This is a genomic window from Streptomyces sp. NPDC001904 (assembly GCF_040297005.1).
Classification (GTDB): domain Bacteria; phylum Actinomycetota; class Actinomycetes; order Streptomycetales; family Streptomycetaceae; genus Streptomyces.
Genome location: NZ_JBEOYI010000012.1, coordinates 1 through 15,183 on the forward strand (window position 1 = coordinate 1; position 15,183 = coordinate 15,183).

The 15,183-nt window shown below is 69.3% G+C and carries 15 protein-coding genes, 2 pseudogenes and 1 riboswitch; of the genes and pseudogenes, 10 read left to right on the top strand and 7 right to left on the bottom strand.

All coding sequences use genetic code 11. The features are described from left to right. The 3 genes and pseudogenes from ABT127_RS20450 to ABT127_RS20460 form a co-directional block, all read left to right on the top strand. A pseudogene (locus ABT127_RS20450) lies at positions 1-282 on the top strand (molybdopterin-binding oxidoreductase); the annotation flags it as partial. A gap of 115 nt (positions 283-397) precedes the next feature. Continuing rightward, on the top strand, positions 398-982 hold the full coding sequence (locus tag ABT127_RS20455; RefSeq protein WP_351451788.1) for a sigma-70 family RNA polymerase sigma factor: 585 nt from the start codon (positions 398-400) through the stop codon (positions 980-982). Beyond that, entirely contained in the window at positions 979-1,728 is a 750-nt protein-coding gene (locus ABT127_RS20460) for an anti-sigma factor (protein WP_351451791.1), read from the top strand. The genes ABT127_RS20455 and ABT127_RS20460 overlap by 4 nt, the downstream gene beginning before the upstream one ends. Positions 1,729-1,801: 73 nt before the next feature. Here the strand turns inward: ABT127_RS20460 and ABT127_RS20465 are convergent, their stop codons facing one another. Then, positions 1,802-2,383 (bottom strand): fasciclin domain-containing protein, encoded by a 582-nt coding sequence (locus tag ABT127_RS20465; RefSeq protein WP_351451794.1) that lies wholly within the window; start codon positions 2,381-2,383, stop codon positions 1,802-1,804. A gap of 238 nt (positions 2,384-2,621) precedes the next feature. Here ABT127_RS20465 and ABT127_RS20470 point away from each other — a divergent pair, with 238 nt between their 5' ends. The 3 genes from ABT127_RS20470 (at position 2,622) to ABT127_RS20480 (ending at position 4,363) form a co-directional block, all read left to right on the top strand. Beyond that, positions 2,622-3,014, top strand: coding sequence for a hypothetical protein (locus ABT127_RS20470; protein WP_351451797.1), 393 nt, complete (start codon positions 2,622-2,624; stop codon positions 3,012-3,014). A gap of 47 nt (positions 3,015-3,061) precedes the next feature. Then, on the top strand, positions 3,062-3,559 hold the full coding sequence (locus ABT127_RS20475; RefSeq protein WP_351451799.1) for a DUF4383 domain-containing protein: 498 nt from the start codon (positions 3,062-3,064) through the stop codon (positions 3,557-3,559). Positions 3,560-3,712: 153 nt separating this feature from the next. Then, positions 3,713-4,363, top strand: coding sequence for a fasciclin domain-containing protein (locus tag ABT127_RS20480; RefSeq protein WP_351451801.1), 651 nt, complete (start codon positions 3,713-3,715; stop codon positions 4,361-4,363). A 58-nt stretch (positions 4,364-4,421) separates the two neighbouring features. On the opposite strand, the gene ABT127_RS20485 is transcribed toward ABT127_RS20480, so the two are convergent. The 6 genes and pseudogenes from ABT127_RS20485 to ABT127_RS20510 form a co-directional block, all read right to left on the bottom strand. Next, positions 4,422-5,183 carry an isocitrate lyase/PEP mutase family protein gene (locus tag ABT127_RS20485; protein ID WP_351451804.1) on the bottom strand — a complete coding sequence of 254 codons (762 nt, stop codon included), beginning with the start codon at positions 5,181-5,183 and terminating at the stop codon, positions 4,422-4,424. Between the two features lie 110 nt (positions 5,184-5,293). Beyond that, positions 5,294-7,096 carry a hypothetical protein gene (locus ABT127_RS20490; RefSeq protein WP_351451806.1) on the bottom strand — a complete coding sequence of 601 codons (1,803 nt, stop codon included), beginning with the start codon at positions 7,094-7,096 and terminating at the stop codon, positions 5,294-5,296. 3 nt (positions 7,097-7,099) lie between these two features. Continuing rightward, positions 7,100-7,882, bottom strand: a complete 783-nt coding sequence (locus ABT127_RS20495) for a hypothetical protein (RefSeq protein ID WP_351451808.1) — start codon at positions 7,880-7,882, stop codon at positions 7,100-7,102. Between the two features lie 224 nt (positions 7,883-8,106). Beyond that, positions 8,107-8,778, bottom strand: coding sequence for a 4'-phosphopantetheinyl transferase family protein (locus ABT127_RS20500; RefSeq protein WP_351452226.1), 672 nt, complete (start codon positions 8,776-8,778; stop codon positions 8,107-8,109). A 9-nt stretch (positions 8,779-8,787) separates the two neighbouring features. Next, a pseudogene (locus tag ABT127_RS20505) lies at positions 8,788-9,696 on the bottom strand (metallophosphoesterase family protein); the annotation flags it as partial. Positions 9,697-9,698: 2 nt separating this feature from the next. After that, entirely contained in the window at positions 9,699-10,913 is a 1,215-nt protein-coding gene (locus tag ABT127_RS20510; protein WP_351452229.1) for a phosphoribosylaminoimidazolecarboxamide formyltransferase, read from the bottom strand. Continuing rightward, positions 10,884-10,971: riboswitch (ZMP/ZTP riboswitch) on the bottom strand. (Overlaps the previous gene by 30 nt.) A gap of 519 nt (positions 10,972-11,490) precedes the next feature. Here ABT127_RS20510 and fabD point away from each other — a divergent pair. The 4 genes from fabD to ABT127_RS20530 are packed head-to-tail and all read left to right on the top strand — an operon-like array spanning position 11,491 to position 15,181. Further along, positions 11,491-12,357 carry an ACP S-malonyltransferase gene (gene fabD, locus ABT127_RS20515; RefSeq protein WP_351451810.1) on the top strand — a complete coding sequence of 289 codons (867 nt, stop codon included), beginning with the start codon at positions 11,491-11,493 and terminating at the stop codon, positions 12,355-12,357. 52 nt (positions 12,358-12,409) lie between these two features. Beyond that, positions 12,410-13,669 (top strand): hydroxymethylglutaryl-CoA synthase family protein, encoded by a 1,260-nt coding sequence (locus ABT127_RS20520; RefSeq protein ID WP_351451812.1) that lies wholly within the window; start codon positions 12,410-12,412, stop codon positions 13,667-13,669. A 44-nt stretch (positions 13,670-13,713) separates the two neighbouring features. Next, on the top strand, positions 13,714-13,959 hold the full coding sequence (locus tag ABT127_RS20525) for an acyl carrier protein (protein ID WP_351451814.1): 246 nt from the start codon (positions 13,714-13,716) through the stop codon (positions 13,957-13,959). Beyond that, a complete protein-coding gene (locus ABT127_RS20530; protein WP_351451817.1) occupies positions 13,952-15,181 on the top strand; it encodes a beta-ketoacyl synthase N-terminal-like domain-containing protein in 1,230 nt (409 codons plus the stop codon). The genes ABT127_RS20525 and ABT127_RS20530 overlap by 8 nt, the downstream gene beginning before the upstream one ends. The last annotated feature ends 2 nt before the right edge of the window (positions 15,182-15,183 follow it).

Here is a 15,183-nt window from a genome sequence, read left to right on the forward strand (position 1 = left end):
GGGACGGTCATGGTGGCCGGGGTCGCCTGGGCGCAGCACCGCGGGATCGACAAGGTCGAGGTACGGGTCGACGACGGTCCGTGGGAGGAGGCCCGACTCGCGACCGAGGACACGCGGGACACCTGGCGGCAGTGGTCCTACGCCTGGCAGGCCGGCAAGGGCGGCCACACCCTGACCGTCCGGGCCACCGACCGTACGGGCGAGACGCAGACGGAGAAGCGCACCGCCACCATCCCCGACGGCGCCTCCGGCTGGCATTCAGTTGTTGTCACTGTCGACTGAATCCGGGCACAAATGGACTCACGCGCCCCCTGGCGTCCGCGGGGGCGGCGGCTGTGAATTACTGGAGGCATCGTCCCCACCAAGCCGCTGCCCAGTGGTAGCCGGAAGGCCGCACATGACGGAAGCCCTCCACATCGGAGAGAGCCCAGCACGCAAGCCCGACCTCGCCAAGCTCATGGCGGCGGTCGGGCAGGGCGACCAGGAAGCCTTCGCCGCGCTGTACGACGCGGTCGCCGGACCCGTGTTCGGGACCGTGCACAAGGTCCTGCGCGATCACGCGCAGTCCGAGGAGGTGGCCCAGGAAGTCTTCGTCGAGGTCTGGCGCACCGCGTCGGCCTACCGTCCTGAACGCGGCTCGGTCATCACCTGGCTCCTCACCCTGGCCCACCGGCGCACCGTCGACCGCATCCGCTCCGTCGAGTCCGCGGCCGCCCGCGACCACAAGGCGGCGCTGCTGGCGCACACGCCGGAGTTCGACGAGGTCAGCGAGCAGGTGGAGGCCCGCTTCGAACGGGAGCAGCTGCGGCGCTGCCTGCAGTCGCTCAGCGAGATCCAGCGTGAGTCCGTGACGCTGGCCTACTACCGGGGCCTCACCTACAAAGAGGTCGCCGACACACTGTCCACGCCGTTGGGCACGATCAAGACGCGGCTGCGGGACGGACTCATCCGGCTTCGCGACTGCTTGGGGGTGACCGCATGACCGAGACGTCCGACCTGCACACACTCACCGGCGCCTATGCGCTGGACGCGCTGGACGACGACGAGCGCCGGGCGTTCGAAGGGCATCTGTCCCAGTGCGCCTCGTGCACGCAGGAGGTACGTGAACTGTCCGCCACCGCCGGACGGCTGGGACTGGCAGCCTCGATGGCTCCGCCACCGGACCTGAAGGCCCAGGTCATGGCGCGGATCACCGACGTACGGCAGGAACCGCCGGCCACTCCCGAGCGCGCGGAGCAGCGGCAGGCTCCGCGCAGGCCCGTCCTGCGCTGGGCGCTCGCCGCCTGTCTCGCGGGCATGGCCGCGCTCGGCGGTACGACGCTGTGGCAGCACCAGCAGGCGGACGAGGCCCGTCAGGAGGCGCGGGCCACCCAGGACCAGGCCGACCGGATCGCCGCGGTGCTCGCCGCGCCGGACGCCAAGGTGACCTCCGCGTCCGTCGAGGGCGGGGCGCACGGCTCGGTCGTCGTCTCGCGCGACAGCGACAAGGCCGTCTTCATCGCCTCCGGCATGGCCGAGCCGCCGAAGGGCAAGGTGTACCAGCTGTGGTTCGCCGACGGTGATCACATGCGCCCGGCCGGTCTGATGAATCCCTCCCGCGCCGATCAGAGCGTCCTGATGTCCGGAGCCGTCGGCGACGCCTCCGGCATGGGGGTGACCCTCGAACCGGCCGGCGGCTCGAAGCAGCCCACCACGCAGCCGGTGGCCCTGCTGAGCCTGCCGGCCTGAGTCGTCCGCGCAGGCAGGCGTGAGGGGTGTGCCGCAGTCGCGGCACACCCCTCATCCGTTCCGATGACGCCGGTCAGCTCTTGGGCATCAGGACGGTGTCGATGATGTGGACGGTGGCGTTGGAGGTCTGCACGTTGCCGCAGACGATGTTCGCGGTGTCGTTGACCTTGTACTTGTCGCCGGAGCCGGACGTGGTCAGCTTGCTGCCCTCCAGCGTCTTGAAGCTGCCGTCGGCCAGCTTGTCCTGCGGGACCTTCTCGCCCACCACGTGATAGGTGAGGATCTTGGTGAGCTGGGCCTTGTCGTTGAGGACCTTGTCCAGGTCGGCCTTGGGGATCTTCGCGAACGCCTCGTTGGTCGGCGCGAACACGGTGATGTCCTTCGCGTTGTTCAGCGTGTCCACCAGGCCGGCCTTCTTCACGGCGGTCACCAGGGTGGACAGGTCGGGGTTGTGGGAAGCGGCGGTGGCGACCGGGTCCTTGGCCATGCCGTCGAAGGAGCCGGAGCCGTCCTTCGGCACCGACGCGCACGCCGGACCGAACGGTCCGCTCATGTCGTCGGCCGAGGCCGCCGGGGCCAGCGTCGCCAGTGAGAGCGGCAGCGCCAGTGCCGCGGAACCGACCAGGATCCGGATGCTTGTGCGGTGAGCGGTCATGATCAACCCTCCAGTGCGGCGGGCGAGCGGGCCCGCCGGGCCCCCGAGCGGCCCAGGGCCGGTGAGGGCACGGGCTACCGGGGGTCGGCGCGTCCTTCGCGCCCTCACACCGGTAATTCGTCACCACCTGCCGGGTCGGATTGCCCGAAGTGAGAATTTCTTACAAATCGGGCAATCCGGTCCGGTCGTCGGCGGCGGATCAACGGTGAAGGACAGGGAGCAGACGAAGGAGCCGGCCATGAAACGTCCAGTGATCCGATCCGTGATCGGTGGCGCCGCCCTGCTGGGGGCCTGCGCGCTGACGGGCGTCACCGTCACGAGCGCGCACGCCTCCGACAGAGGCCCTGACGGATGGAGGGAGCCCGGCCCCGCAAGGTCCTGGGGCGCGTGGGACGACCACGCCGCACCGGCCGTGGTGACGGCGCGGGCCGAGGTGTCCGTACGCGACGCGCCGACCGTCACCGCGAGGGCCACCTCCACGCTGCCGCCCGGCGCCCACCTCCGCCTGTTCTGCCGGGCCACCGGCGAGCACGTGGACGGAACGTCCGTCTGGTACTTCGACAACGACGCCCACGGCTGGGTCAGCGCGGCCCATGTCCGGCCCACCGGCTGGCAGCCGCCCGCCTGCTGAACCGCACCACCGCACAGTGAACCAGGGGGGACGAGGAGGTCCTTCTCATGGCAATCCTGCACGCGCCCGGCACACATGCCCCGGTGACGCTCGACGATCACCTGCCCGTCGATCACCGTCTGGGCCGGGTCTACCGGTTCAGCGCGGGACTGGCGGGGCTCTTCCTGCTCGCCTTCGGCGTCCTCGGGCTCTTCGACCGCATCGGCTTCTTCGACACCGGAGCCAACACCACCCTGGGCCTGAACACGAACGGCGCCCTGAGCGTGCTGTCCCTCGTCGTCGGCGGGGTGCTCCTGGCCGCGGCGGTCCGCGGCGGCAACACCGCCTCGACCGTGAACATGGTCCTCGGGATCGCCTTCCTGGTGGTCGGGTTCGCGAGCCTGTTCGCCCTGGACAGCCGCTACAACTTCCTGAACTTCCGTATGCAGAACGTCCTGTTCAGCTTCGCCGTCGGGCTCCTGCTGATGACCGGAGGCATGTACGGGCGGGTCAGCGGAGGGCTGCCGCACGACAACCCGTACTGGCGGTCCCGGCACCAGCGCTGAGCGCGGGACGCCTTCGCCGGGTGCCGTCTCGCACGCCGCGGTCGTACGCGGATCACTCGTTCGGGGATCCGACCAATCCGCGGCGGCGGGCGCACCGGATTCCCCGTGATGGAGGCAGAAGGCCTTCACGGAGCTGATCGCTGAGGGATTGTCATGCAGACTCGAGTCCGTCGTATCGCCGTCGTCGTCGCCACCGCCGCCATGCTGCCGCTGGCCCTGACGGCCTGCTCCGACAGCGACTCCAAGGACAAGGCCTCGGACAGTGCCTCGTCGGCCGCGTCGAAGGGGTCGGACATGGCCAGTCCGTCCGACGACATGAACAGCGCGGACGCGCCCTTCGGCCCTGCCTGTTCCTCCGTGCCGAAGGACGGCGCCGGTTCCTTCGACGGGATGGCCAAGGACCCGGTCGCCACTGCCGCCTCGAACAACCCGGCGCTGTCCACGCTGGTCACTGCCGTGAAGAAGGCCGGCCTCGTCGACACGCTCAACAACGCCCAGAACATCACCGTGTTCGCCCCGACCAACGACGCCTTCGCCAAGATCCCGAAGGCCGACCTGGACAAGGTCCTCAACGACAAGGCCCAGCTCACCAAGATCCTGACCTACCACGTCGTGGGCCAGAAGCTGGCGCCCAAGGACCTGGAGAAGGGCTCCTTCGACACCCTGGAGAAGTCGAAGCTCACCACCGCAGGCTCGGGCGAGTCCTACAAGGTCAACGACACCGCCAACGTGGTCTGCGGCAACGTCAAGACCGCCAACGCCAACGTCTACATCATCGACACCGTCCTCATGCCCAAGAGCTGACCGGGTCCGGCCCCGTACCGCGAGTACGGGGCCGCACCGGCGGAGGACCGGACACCCCCTAGGGTGCCCACGGCCCGAGCATGTCCTTCATCGCGTCGGTCATCGCGCGTTGCAGCAGCGGGCCGTAGGTGATCCGGCCGACGCCGAGGCGACGGAAGCGTTCGAGATCGTGCTCGACGGGGTGGGCCGTGGAGTTCACCGGAACGCCGACGGCACCGATCACCGCCGCCAGCAGATCGTCGTCGTCCTGGATCCGCACCGGATAGACGCTGTCGGCGCCGGCCTCCTCCATGGCCCGCAGCCGCTCGATGGCCTCGTCGAGCACATCCGGGGCACGGTCGGCGTGGAGGAAGAGGTCGGTGCGCCCGTTGACCCAGACCGGGATGCCCGCGTCGTCGGCCGCCGCGCGCAGGCCCGCGACATAGCGCGCGTGCTCCGCCGTGCCGCGGACCCGCCCGCCGTCGGAGTGGACGGTGTCCTCGACGTTCAGACCGACGCCGCCGACGGCGGTGAGTCCGGCGATGAGGTCCGCGGGCTCCTGCCCGTATCCGGACTCCAGGTCCACGGAGACCGGGATGTCGACCGCAGCGATGATCGATCGGGCGGCGGCGAGCACCTCCTCGAAGGTCTGCCCCTCGTGGTCGTCGGCGCCGCGGGAGTCGGCGAGGGGATGGCTGCCGATGGTCAGTGCGGCGAACCCCGCCCCGGCCGCCGTCCGCGCGGACCAGACGTCCCAGACGGTCGGCAGCACCAGGGGCCGGTGATCGGCGTGCAGTTGCCGGAGGCGTCGCGCGCGCTCCACAGTGGTGCGAATGTCCATGGGCAGGACGTTACCCACGCCCCGTCGCTGCCGACGTGCCGACAGCGCGGTGTCCGGCCACGAACAGAGAGCGCACCGGCGCCGGTCCTGGTCTCTCCGGTGACCGCTCCTCAGTCGACCGCTCCCGGGGCGATCTTTCCGGTGTAGCCGCCGCTGCTGCTCCACGAGAGTTCCCCGGCGCCCGTTCTGCGCAGTTCGACGGTGTCGGGGCAGTAGTAACTCCCCTCCAGGACCATGCCGGGCAGCGGCGGCTTCCGATTCCCGGGGCGGAAGACGAGGGTGCCGTCGGCGCGGACGGTCGGTTCGGCGAGGGTCGCGGTGCATCCGGTGTCGCCCAGGATCTTGAGGTTGCCTTTCAGGTCCCGCGCGGTGGGCTCTGCCACGGCGCCGGGTGACAGGGTGACCAGCACGCGGTAGTGCGCGGCCGGTCCCGAGCTGCCGGAGATCTCGCCGTTCCACGGCGCGGCCAGGGCGTACACGTCCTCCGGACTGAGCGGGGACGTCGTGGACGGAGCCGGCGCGGACGGGGCCGCCGTCGGCGGGGCGGTGTCCGGCGGGCTCGTGTCCGGCGGGGCCGACGTCGTCGTCGGCGGTGCCGGACGCGTCGCGGACGGGGTGCCGGACCCACCCGGTGCGGAGGTGAAGAGGCCCGCGGTGCGGACCGGCCCCGTGCCGGTGAGGGCCGGGATCACCACGCGTCCGTCCAGGGCGGCGCACGGGCCGAGATAGCCGTCCTCGGCGAAGGCGCGCAGCCGGTGCGTGGTCCAGTGGGTGCCGTCCCGGGACACCCAGAGGGCGGGGTGCACCAGTTCGTTGACGAGCACGGAGCCCGTGGCCAGGAAGGTGTCCCCGGTCACGAGAAGGTCGTTCACGATGCCCGATCCCGGCTTGGCGTCGGCGGGCACGGGCAGGGCGGCGACGTCGGACCAGTGGCCGCCGCCGTCCGTGGAACGGAGGAACACCGGCCGGGTCGTGTCGTGGCCGTCGCCGTCGCCGTCGAGCGCTCCCGTACCGTCGAGTGCCCCCTCGCCGTCGGGCGCCGGCGATGTCCCGGTCCCGGGTCTCGTCTCCTGGTATCCGCTCAGCAGCAGGGTGTCTCCGTGCACGGCGGCGTCCGTGATCCCGCCGTACAGCCGCTTCGGGAGCGACGGCGACAGATCGCGCAGGGACGCGCCGCCGTCGGAGACCCGGTACAGCGCCGGACGGGACACGTGGTCGCAGGTCCCGGTGATCACCGCGTCGCCGGTGCCCGGGGCGTCGGCCCGGCCGTGCATGCGGCAGCCCTCGGGGGCGCGCGCGTCCACCGCCTTCCAGCGGCGGGTGTCATCGGCCAGACGCCACAGCGTCCGCCCGTCCCGAGAGGCGTAGAGATGCGCACCGTCGGTGAAGTAGTCGGGCCGCCCGGTCGCGGTGGGGTCGGGAGGATCGAGCAGCCGCCAGGTCCGCCCGTCGGCCGAGAAGAAGGCCGGCTCGGAGGACAGGACGCCGAGACCGCCCGACGTGTCGATGCCCTTCGCCGCCACGACGAAGCCGCCGTCCCAGGCCATCAGGTCGGTGAATTCGCTGTACCACTCGGCTCCCCGCCCGACCGTGCGCAGATCGCCCTTCTTCCACGTGACGGCGTCGGTGGAGTACCAGGCGTCCAGGTTGTAGCCGTCCCCGGACGGATCGGGCGCGTCCCCGGCGGCGACCAGCACCCCCTTGGCGGCGGCGACCGCATGGGGGTTGAACCCGCCGTCCCCTGCGCCGGCCACCGCCTTCGCCTCGGTGTACGACCACGTGGCGACCGGCGTGGCGGTGTCCCGTCCGTCCCGTGCCGTGAACCACCACAGCCCGCCGCCGAGCAGGGCGAGGACGAGGACGGCGCCGAGCGCGCCCGCCGTCGCCCTGCGCCGGGAGATGCGTACGGCCATCGCTCAACCCCGCTTTCCGCAGGCGGACTTGGTGGTGGTGCGGGTGTCCACCAGCGCACGGCCGGTACCGGTCGCCTCGGGCTGGACGTCGTACACGGGCACTCCCGCCACGCCGCCCGCGGACCGGAACGGTCCCAGGTTCTTGCTCTTCTTCTCTCCGCCCACCATGTAGGAGACGCTCAGCGTCCATGTGTAGGAGGCGGCGCAGGAGCGTACGTCGACCGTCACGTACGCCGGGTCGTCCTTGGTGACGGTCCTGCCGGTGAGCATCGAGTTCCCCGGCACGACCTGCGCGGACTCCTTCCCGTCGACGACGTCGTGGAGTTCGACCCGGTCGAGGTCGAGGCGCAGGACGGAGGGCCCGCCGCCGGCGCCGCCGCACGAGCGGGTCTTCTGCAGGACCCAGTCGTACGCCGTCGCCCTGGTACGGGTCTGGACGTGCGGTACGACCCCGGTGACCGTGATCTTGTCTTTGCCCTGGGTGCTCAGCGTGAGGTTGAGGACGCCGTGCTGCCAGGAGGCGCCGGACTTCTGCGCGGCGACGACGGTGCGGGGGTCCTTCTCGAAGTCGTCGAGTTCGACGGAGGTGACCGGCGGACCGCCCTTCTTCATCGCGACGGCGGAGGCCCGGTCGCAGCCGTCGGCCGCGGGCCAGCCGGTCAGGACGTCGAGGGTGCTGGGGGGCGGAGGATCGACCGTGTCCTTCACGAAGCTCACGGTGCCCGTCAGGAACAGCGGGACGGCCGTCGCCACCAGCCCGCCGACCACCATGGCCGGTATCCCCATGCGCTTCCACCAGGACTGAGCCGGTGCAGGCGCCGTCCGTTGCGGTCGTTGTGGCGGTCTGGTCATCCGTGCCATCACGTGCCCCCCGTTCCCCCTGTGAGGTGCTTATGGCCCGGGCAGATGCCAGGGAAACACTCCGAAACGGGGCAGGCATCAACAGACCGACGCCTCCGCACCGGCACCCGCAGGGCGCGGACTGCTCAGGAGCGTCCGGACGCCGGGATTCAGGCAGGGGTCCGAGGCACGCTGACCGCCGTGACGAGGAGACCGGACCGGGCGGCCCAACGCCCGGTGAAGCGGGTCAGCGGCAGACCGTCCACCAGGGGAGGCGACACCAGCAGCTCTGCCGAGAAGGTGCCGGCCGACGGATCGAGTTCCACCCGGGCCTCGTCGAAGTTCAGCTCCCGGCGGGTCAGCGGGTACCACGCCTTGAAGACCGACTCCTTCGCGCTGAACAGCAGCCGGTCCCACCGCACGCCGGGACGGTCCAGAAGGAGATCCCCGATCCGGTCGCGCTCCCGAGGCAACGCGATGCTGTCCAGCACCCCGTCCGGAAGAGGCGAGTTGGGCTCGGCGTCGATACCGATCGAGGCGATGTCCTCGGCGGAGCCGACAGCTGCCGCCCGGTACGCGGCGCAGTGTGTCAGACTGCCGACGACCCCTTGCGGCCACCGGGGCGCGCCTCGACGGTCGGCCAGCAACGGGGCGGGAAGGTGCCCCAGAGTGCTCAGGGCCCTGCGCGCGCAGCGGCGTGTCGTGGCGAACTCGCGCTTCCTCTTGTCGATCGCCCGATGCACCATCGCCCGCTCGGCGGGGAACAGATAGCTGTCCGGGGGTTCCTCGGAGTCGCGAAAGGCCTCGGCGGTGATCACGCCCTTCGGCACCAGTTCAGCCATCACCTCCGTCGCCGGGCCCGGCGCATCGGGTCGGGGCAGTATCTGCCGCAGGGGACGGCGCGGAGGCCTCGGCTGCCACTCGCGGGGGTAGCCGAGGGAGACCTCTTCGAACCGGACGCCGTCGTAGTGCGTCACCCGGGGAATGTGCAGATGCCCGTAGACGACCGTGACGGCGTGGAAGCGGCGATGCCAGTCGGCGGTCAGTTCCGTACCGCACCACTGGGCGAACTCCGGGTGGTGCAGCACCTCCGTGGGGTGGCGGACGAGCGGATAGTGGTTGACGAGCACGGTTCGTGAGCCGGACGGGAGCTCCGACAGCCGCCTCTCGGTGACCTTCACCCGCTCCCGGCACCAGTCGTCCCGGCTCTCGTGGGGATCGGGGTGGAGGAAGCGCTCGTCCGCGCAGACGATCCCGGCATCGTGTGCGGCCCGCAGGGACTCGTGCGTGGTCCGGGTCCCGGGAGCACGGAAGGAGTAGTCGTACCCGACGAAGAGCGGGGCGATCGTGACCGGCCCGTCCTCGCCCGTCCAGACGGGGTAGGGGTCCTCCGGAGTGTGCACTCCCAGACGTCGGCAGAGGTCCACCAGAGCGCGGTAGCGTCGTTCGCCGCGCAGCTCGACCGGGTCGCTCGGATGGGACCACAACTCGTGGTTGCCGGGCGCCCAGACGACCTTCGCGAAGCGGTCGCGCAGCAGCGTCAGCGCCCACTCGATGTCGGCGAACCGCTCGGCGACATCGCCTGCCACCAGGAGCCAGTCCTCGGGGTGGTCGGGGTGGAGCGACCGGACGACTGCCCTGTTCTCGGCGTGACCGATGTGCAGGTCGCTGACGGCGAGCAACCTTCCTGCGCGCACGGGCAACTCCTGTGATCCGGAAGGGGGAGATCGTCTCGGCGTCGGCCCGCGGGCCTGCGGCATGCTCAGTGGTGGAAGAGCCGCAGACCGGTGTGGGCCAGTGCGATGCCGTGCTCGCGGCAGGCGGTCTCGACGTCACCGGAGCGGATGGAGCCGCCCGGCTCGGCGATCGCGCGGACGCCGTGGCGCCGTGCGTGGTCGACGTTGTCACGGAAGGGAAGAGCGCCGTCGGACGCGAAGGCCACCCCGCTCAGGGTGTGCAGCCAGTCGGCGCGCTCCTGCACCGTCAGGGGAGCGGCCGGTGCGCCGAGCACCTGCTCGAGCCGGCTCTCCTCGGCCGGTGTCAGATCGCCCTCGATGTACCGGACCTGCCAGTTGATGCGGTCCTGGCGTCGGGTCTCCGGCTTGAACTCCAGGGACCGGACCGAGGGATGGCGGCGCAGCCACCACGTGTCGGTCTTCGCCCCCGCCAGCCTGGTGCAGTCCACACGGGACTGCTGGCCGGCACCGATCCCCAGGGTCATCCCGTCGCGCAGGTAGCAGACGGAGTTGGACTGGGTGTAGCGAAGGACCGCGAGTCCGAGCAGCAGGTCGTCCGCTTCGCCCTCGGTGAGTTCTCCGTGCTGGAGCGTGAACAGGTCCCGGGTGAGCGGCACCTGGTCGCGGTCCTGCGTCAGCCGCAGGCCGAACACCTCGCGTGTCTCGCGGGCCGGTGGCACGGCGGCGCCGTCCGCCTCGAGGACGAGGAAGCGGCCGTTCTTCTTCCTGCGGAGCTTGTCGACGGTACCCGGGGCGTATCCGGGTGCGATGACTCCGTCGCAGATCACCCGGCCGAGCACATCGGCGAGTTCATCGTCGACCGGGTGGGAGACGGCCGCCATGTCTCCGTACGAGGACTTGGGATCGGCATCACGCGCCCGCAGGTAGGCGCTCGCGAGTGGCCCGACCGTGGCGTCACCCAGTCCGTACAGATCCCTGACGACGTCGTCCAGCGGACCCGAGACGGCGGCGCCGGCCGGTGAGACGTGTTTGAACGAGGCGGCCGCGGGCTTTCCGAGAGCGGCGCCGGCTTCGCTGACGAGCTGCCAGGCGTTGAGCGCGTCCAGCAGGTTGATGAAGGACGGCTCGCCGTTCAGGAGCCGGACGGGCCACTGCCCCGGCGAAATCGGCGCCACCTCGGCCAGGCGCTGCTGCGGATTGATCCCATAGCGAAGCTCCACGTCATGACTCCCTCGTAAGGACATCGTTGACGGGAGCACCCAGGCGGACGGCGCTCGCATCGGCAAGTACCGGTCGCTCCCCGGTGGTTGTCCACCTTCGCCAGTTGCGACCTCGGGCAACTACATCATTGACACGGAAATTGATCAAGGGGGCAGCGACGACTGTGACGAGGGTGACTCGTTTCTGATGCGACGTCATTTACCAAGAGATCCTCAAGTCCCCTGGTCATCCTTGGGTTTACGCGCGTTGACATTTCATCGGTGGCCTGGCCATCTGGAACGCTCCCGTGAAACAGGCCCTTGACAATCGATAGAAATCACCGGTGATATCGATAGGCACCGCGGCCCCGTTGGTCGGCCGCTGACCGTGGCTTGTGAACGGCGGGGGGAACGACGTGCTAGTGCTTCAGTGGCGTGGCATTCCATCGACGATGACGCCGATGAGAGTGCACCGCTGACCGGTCTGTCCTGTAGGAGGGGCACGATCCCTTCCGGGTAGTTTCGACCCGCTATTCGACTTCTTTTGCCGTCAGCGCGGACGGTTTCTTCACGCTGCCTTGCCCACTGTTGGTATGCGGCGTTCCAGTGCTCCATGCCGTGGGGTTCTGTGCTGTTCGGGCACCGAGACAGGAGCGAAGTGAGCACGTATGTTTTCCCGGGGCAGGGATCTCAACGCAAGGGGATGGGGCGAGCCCTCTTCGATGAGTTCGGTGAACTGACGGAACGTGCGGACGAAATTCTCGGATACTCCATCAAGAAGCTGTGCACCGAGAATCCCAATCAGCTGCTCAATGAAACCCAGTACACGCAGCCGGCCGTATACGTCGTCAATGCGCTGACGTATGTGAAACGTACGAAGGAAACGGGACAGATCCCTGAGTACGTGGCCGGCCACAGCCTGGGCGAGTACAACGCCCTGCTTGCCGCCGGTGTGGTGGACTTCGAAACCGGCCTGCGGCTCGTCCGCAAGCGGGGAGCGGCCATGGGGCGGATCCAGGGCGGCGGCATGGCCGCGGTCACCGGAATCGATCGTGAACAGGTCTCCCGCGTCCTCGACCAGTACGAGCTCACTGACATCGAGGTGGCGAACGACAACGCGCCGACACAGGTGGTCGTGTCCGGCCTTGCGTCGGGGATCGCCGCGGCACGGGAGGTCTTCGCGTCGCTCCCGGGAGACGTCGGGTTCACCGAACTCAGAACCAGTGGAGCATTCCACAGCCGGCACATGGCTCCTGCGCGGGAGGAGTTCGTGCAATACCTGGCCGACGCGCCACCGCGCTTCGGGGAGCCGATGATTCCCGTGATCGCGAACGTGGACGCCAAGGAGTACGACCTTGCGCGGGTCGAGGCATGCCTGACGGAACAGATCACCCAGCCGGTGAGGTGGACAGAAACGATTCGCCACCTCCTGTCCGTCGGGCAGGAGCAGTTCGTGGAGGTGGGGACCGGCCGGGTGCTGACCTCCTTGATCGAACGCATCCGATCGACGACGGAGAGCGGCTGACCCGGCGGACGCCGGAGCCGGAACGAGCGGCTTGGACTAGAGGGGGAATCCGATGAGGTCTGCTGGGATCGAGGCGATGAACGTCTTCGGCGGCACGGCGTACCTGGACGTCATGCAGCTGGTCGATCACCGTCGACTGGACCGCGCGCGGTTCGAGAACCTGCTGATGAAGCAGAAGGCAGTGGCGCTGCCCTGCGAGGACCCGGTCACGTTCGCGGTCAACGCCGCCAAGCCCATCGTCGACGCGCTGCCCGACGAGGAGCGGGCCCGGATCGAGATGGTGATCACCTGCAGTGAGTCGGGCATCGACTTCGGCAAGTCACTGAGCACCTATGTTCACCATTACCTCGGACTGAACCGCAATTGCCGGCTGTTCGAAATCAAGAACGCGTGCTACTCCGGCACGGCCGGATTCCAGACAGCGGTCAACTTCGTCCTCTCGCAGGCCTCGCCCGGTGCGAAGGCGCTCGTCGTGGCCACCGACATCTCCCGGTTCACCGTCGTGGACGGCGGCGATGCTCTGACCGAGGACTGGTCGTTCGCGGAGCCCAGTTCCGGCGCCGGTGCCGTGGCCATGCTCGTGAGCGGGTCGCCGAAGGTCTTCGAGGTCGATGCCGGGGCCAACGGATACTACGGCCATGAAGTGATGGACACCTGTCGTCCCACCGCGGACAGTGAGGCCGGCGACGCCGACCTCTCGCTCCTGTCCTATCTGGACTGCTGCGAGCAGACGTTTCTCGAGTATCGGCGTCGAGTGGCTGACGTCGACTACCGGGAGAGCTTTCAGCACCTGGCTTTCCACACCCCCTTCGGCGGCATGGTCAAGGGTGCGCACCGCACCATGATGCGGAAGATGTCACAGGCCTCCCGGGCGGACATCGAGTCCGACTTCCAGGAGCGGGTGGAACCGGGCATCCGCTACTGCCAGCGCACCGGAAACATCATGGGGGGAACCGTGTTCCTCTCGCTGGCGAGCACCATTGACAACTGCCCCGTCGACGTTCCGCGGCGCGTCGGCATCTTTTCCTACGGATCCGGCTGTTGCTCGGAGTTCTACAGCGGAGTCATCACGCCCGAGGGCCGCCAGAAGCTGCAGGAAATGGAGATCGCCCGGCATCTCGACGGGCGGCACGCACTCACGATTCCGGAGTACGAGGAGCTGCTGACGGGTGGTGGTGCAGTGGCTTTCGGCACGCGGAACTGGAAGCTCGATCCCGCCACGCTGCCTGCCGGAATGCGGACGGACAAACTGTCCGGCCAGCTGATTCTGCAGGAGATCAACGAATTTCACCGAGAGTACGTCTGGGCCTGACAGGTCCGTGTATCGCACTGTACGAATACGAGGGGAGCAGCGGTATGCAGCGGGACGAGATTTTCGAGATGGTGAAGGGCCACATCTATGAGGTGCTGCCCGATCTGGAGGGCCGCCCCATCAGCCGGGACGACCGGCTGACGGACCTCGGCGCGAACTCCGTCGACCGTGCTGAAGTGGCCATGCTGGCCATGGAGTCCCTGTCGCTGCAGATGGCCCGGGTGGAACTCGCGGGCGTGCAGAACATAGGGGACCTGGTCGATTCCCTGCATGCCAAGTCGCATGCCTGAAGACCTCGTCATCACCGGCTGCGGTGTGGTCACCGCAGCCGGCACGGGAAAGGCGGAGTTCGCGGCCTCCCTGTTCTCCGGGAGCGGAAACTTCGCGGTCATGCAACGACCCGGCCGATGTGGTGAAGAGAGCTTCCTGGGCGCCGAGATCGCCGACCTGACGCTTCCGGAGCGCTTCTCGAGGAAGCTGTTGCGCACCGTCTCCCTCTCCGGGCAGGCCGCCCTGCTCGCCCTGGACGAGGCATGGGCGGACGCAGGGCTGGCCGGGGCCGATCCCGAACGCGTGGGACTGGTCATCGGTGGTTCGAACGTCCAGCAGCGGGAGTTGACGCTGAAGCAGGACGCATACCGCGACCGGCAGGCCTTCCTGCCACCGACGTACGCCTTCTCCTTCCTCGACAGCGACCTGACCGGACTGTGCACCGAGCAGTTCGGCATCCGCGGTCCGGCCCACACCGTCGGGGGCGCCTCGGCGAGTGGCCAGCTCGCCGTCATCCAGGCGGCCCAGGCCGTGCGCTCGGGGGCGGTCGACAGCTGTGTCGCGATCGGCGCGCTGGCCGATCTGTCCTCGTGGGAATGCCAGGCGCTGCGCTCGATCGGTGCCATGGGGTCCGACCGCTTCGCCGGTGAACCCGACGCGGCATGCAGGCCGTTCGACGAGGCGAGCGACGGGTTCATCTACGGGGAGGCGTGCGGCGCGGTCGTCGTCGAGCGCGCCTCGACCGGGGCCGTACGCGATGCGCGGCCGTACGCGGCCATCACCGGCTGGGGAGTCGCGCTCGACGCGAACCGCAATCCGGACCCGTCCGTCGACGGTGAGAGCCGGGCCGTCCGGCAGGCGCTCGCACAGGCCGGCCGGACACCGGAGGAGATCGACTACGTGAATCCCCACGGCACGGGATCCGGTGTGGGAGATCCCGTGGAACTCGAGGCCCTGCGGCTGTGCGGACTTGAGGGGGCGTACCTGAACGCCACCAAGTCGATCACCGGCCACGGACTGAGCGCGGCGGGAACCGTGGAGATCATCGCCACGCTGCTGCAGATGGAGGCCGAGACCCTGCACCCGACCCGGAATCTGCAGAACCCGATCGATCCGGCGCTGAACTGGGTGCGGGAGAAGCCCGTTCACCGGCAGGTGACGCATGCCCTGACGCTGAGCATGGGGTTCGGCGGCATGAACACCGCGGTGTGCCTGCAGAACGTGAACGGCCGAGGGAGATAGCG

Coding starts and splice junctions, on each gene's coding strand:
- ABT127_RS20455 (WP_351451788.1), top strand. CDS start 398: ATGACGGAAGCCCTCCACATCGGAGAGAGCCCAGCACGCAAGCCCGAC.
- ABT127_RS20460 (WP_351451791.1), top strand. CDS start 979: ATGACCGAGACGTCCGACCTGCACACACTCACCGGCGCCTATGCGCTG.
- ABT127_RS20465 (WP_351451794.1), bottom strand. CDS start 2,383: ATGACCGCTCACCGCACAAGCATCCGGATCCTGGTCGGTTCCGCGGCA.
- ABT127_RS20470 (WP_351451797.1), top strand. CDS start 2,622: ATGAAACGTCCAGTGATCCGATCCGTGATCGGTGGCGCCGCCCTGCTG.
- ABT127_RS20475 (WP_351451799.1), top strand. CDS start 3,062: ATGGCAATCCTGCACGCGCCCGGCACACATGCCCCGGTGACGCTCGAC.
- ABT127_RS20480 (WP_351451801.1), top strand. CDS start 3,713: ATGCAGACTCGAGTCCGTCGTATCGCCGTCGTCGTCGCCACCGCCGCC.
- ABT127_RS20485 (WP_351451804.1), bottom strand. CDS start 5,183: ATGGACATTCGCACCACTGTGGAGCGCGCGCGACGCCTCCGGCAACTG.
- ABT127_RS20490 (WP_351451806.1), bottom strand. CDS start 7,096: ATGGCCGTACGCATCTCCCGGCGCAGGGCGACGGCGGGCGCGCTCGGC.
- ABT127_RS20495 (WP_351451808.1), bottom strand. CDS start 7,882: ATGGGGATACCGGCCATGGTGGTCGGCGGGCTGGTGGCGACGGCCGTC.
- ABT127_RS20500 (WP_351452226.1), bottom strand. CDS start 8,778: ATGGCTGAACTGGTGCCGAAGGGCGTGATCACCGCCGAGGCCTTTCGC.
- ABT127_RS20510 (WP_351452229.1), bottom strand. CDS start 10,913: ATGCGAGCGCCGTCCGCCTGGGTGCTCCCGTCAACGATGTCCTTACGA.
- ABT127_RS20520 (WP_351451812.1), top strand. CDS start 12,410: ATGAGGTCTGCTGGGATCGAGGCGATGAACGTCTTCGGCGGCACGGCG.
- ABT127_RS20525 (WP_351451814.1), top strand. CDS start 13,714: ATGCAGCGGGACGAGATTTTCGAGATGGTGAAGGGCCACATCTATGAG.
- ABT127_RS20530 (WP_351451817.1), top strand. CDS start 13,952: ATGCCTGAAGACCTCGTCATCACCGGCTGCGGTGTGGTCACCGCAGCC.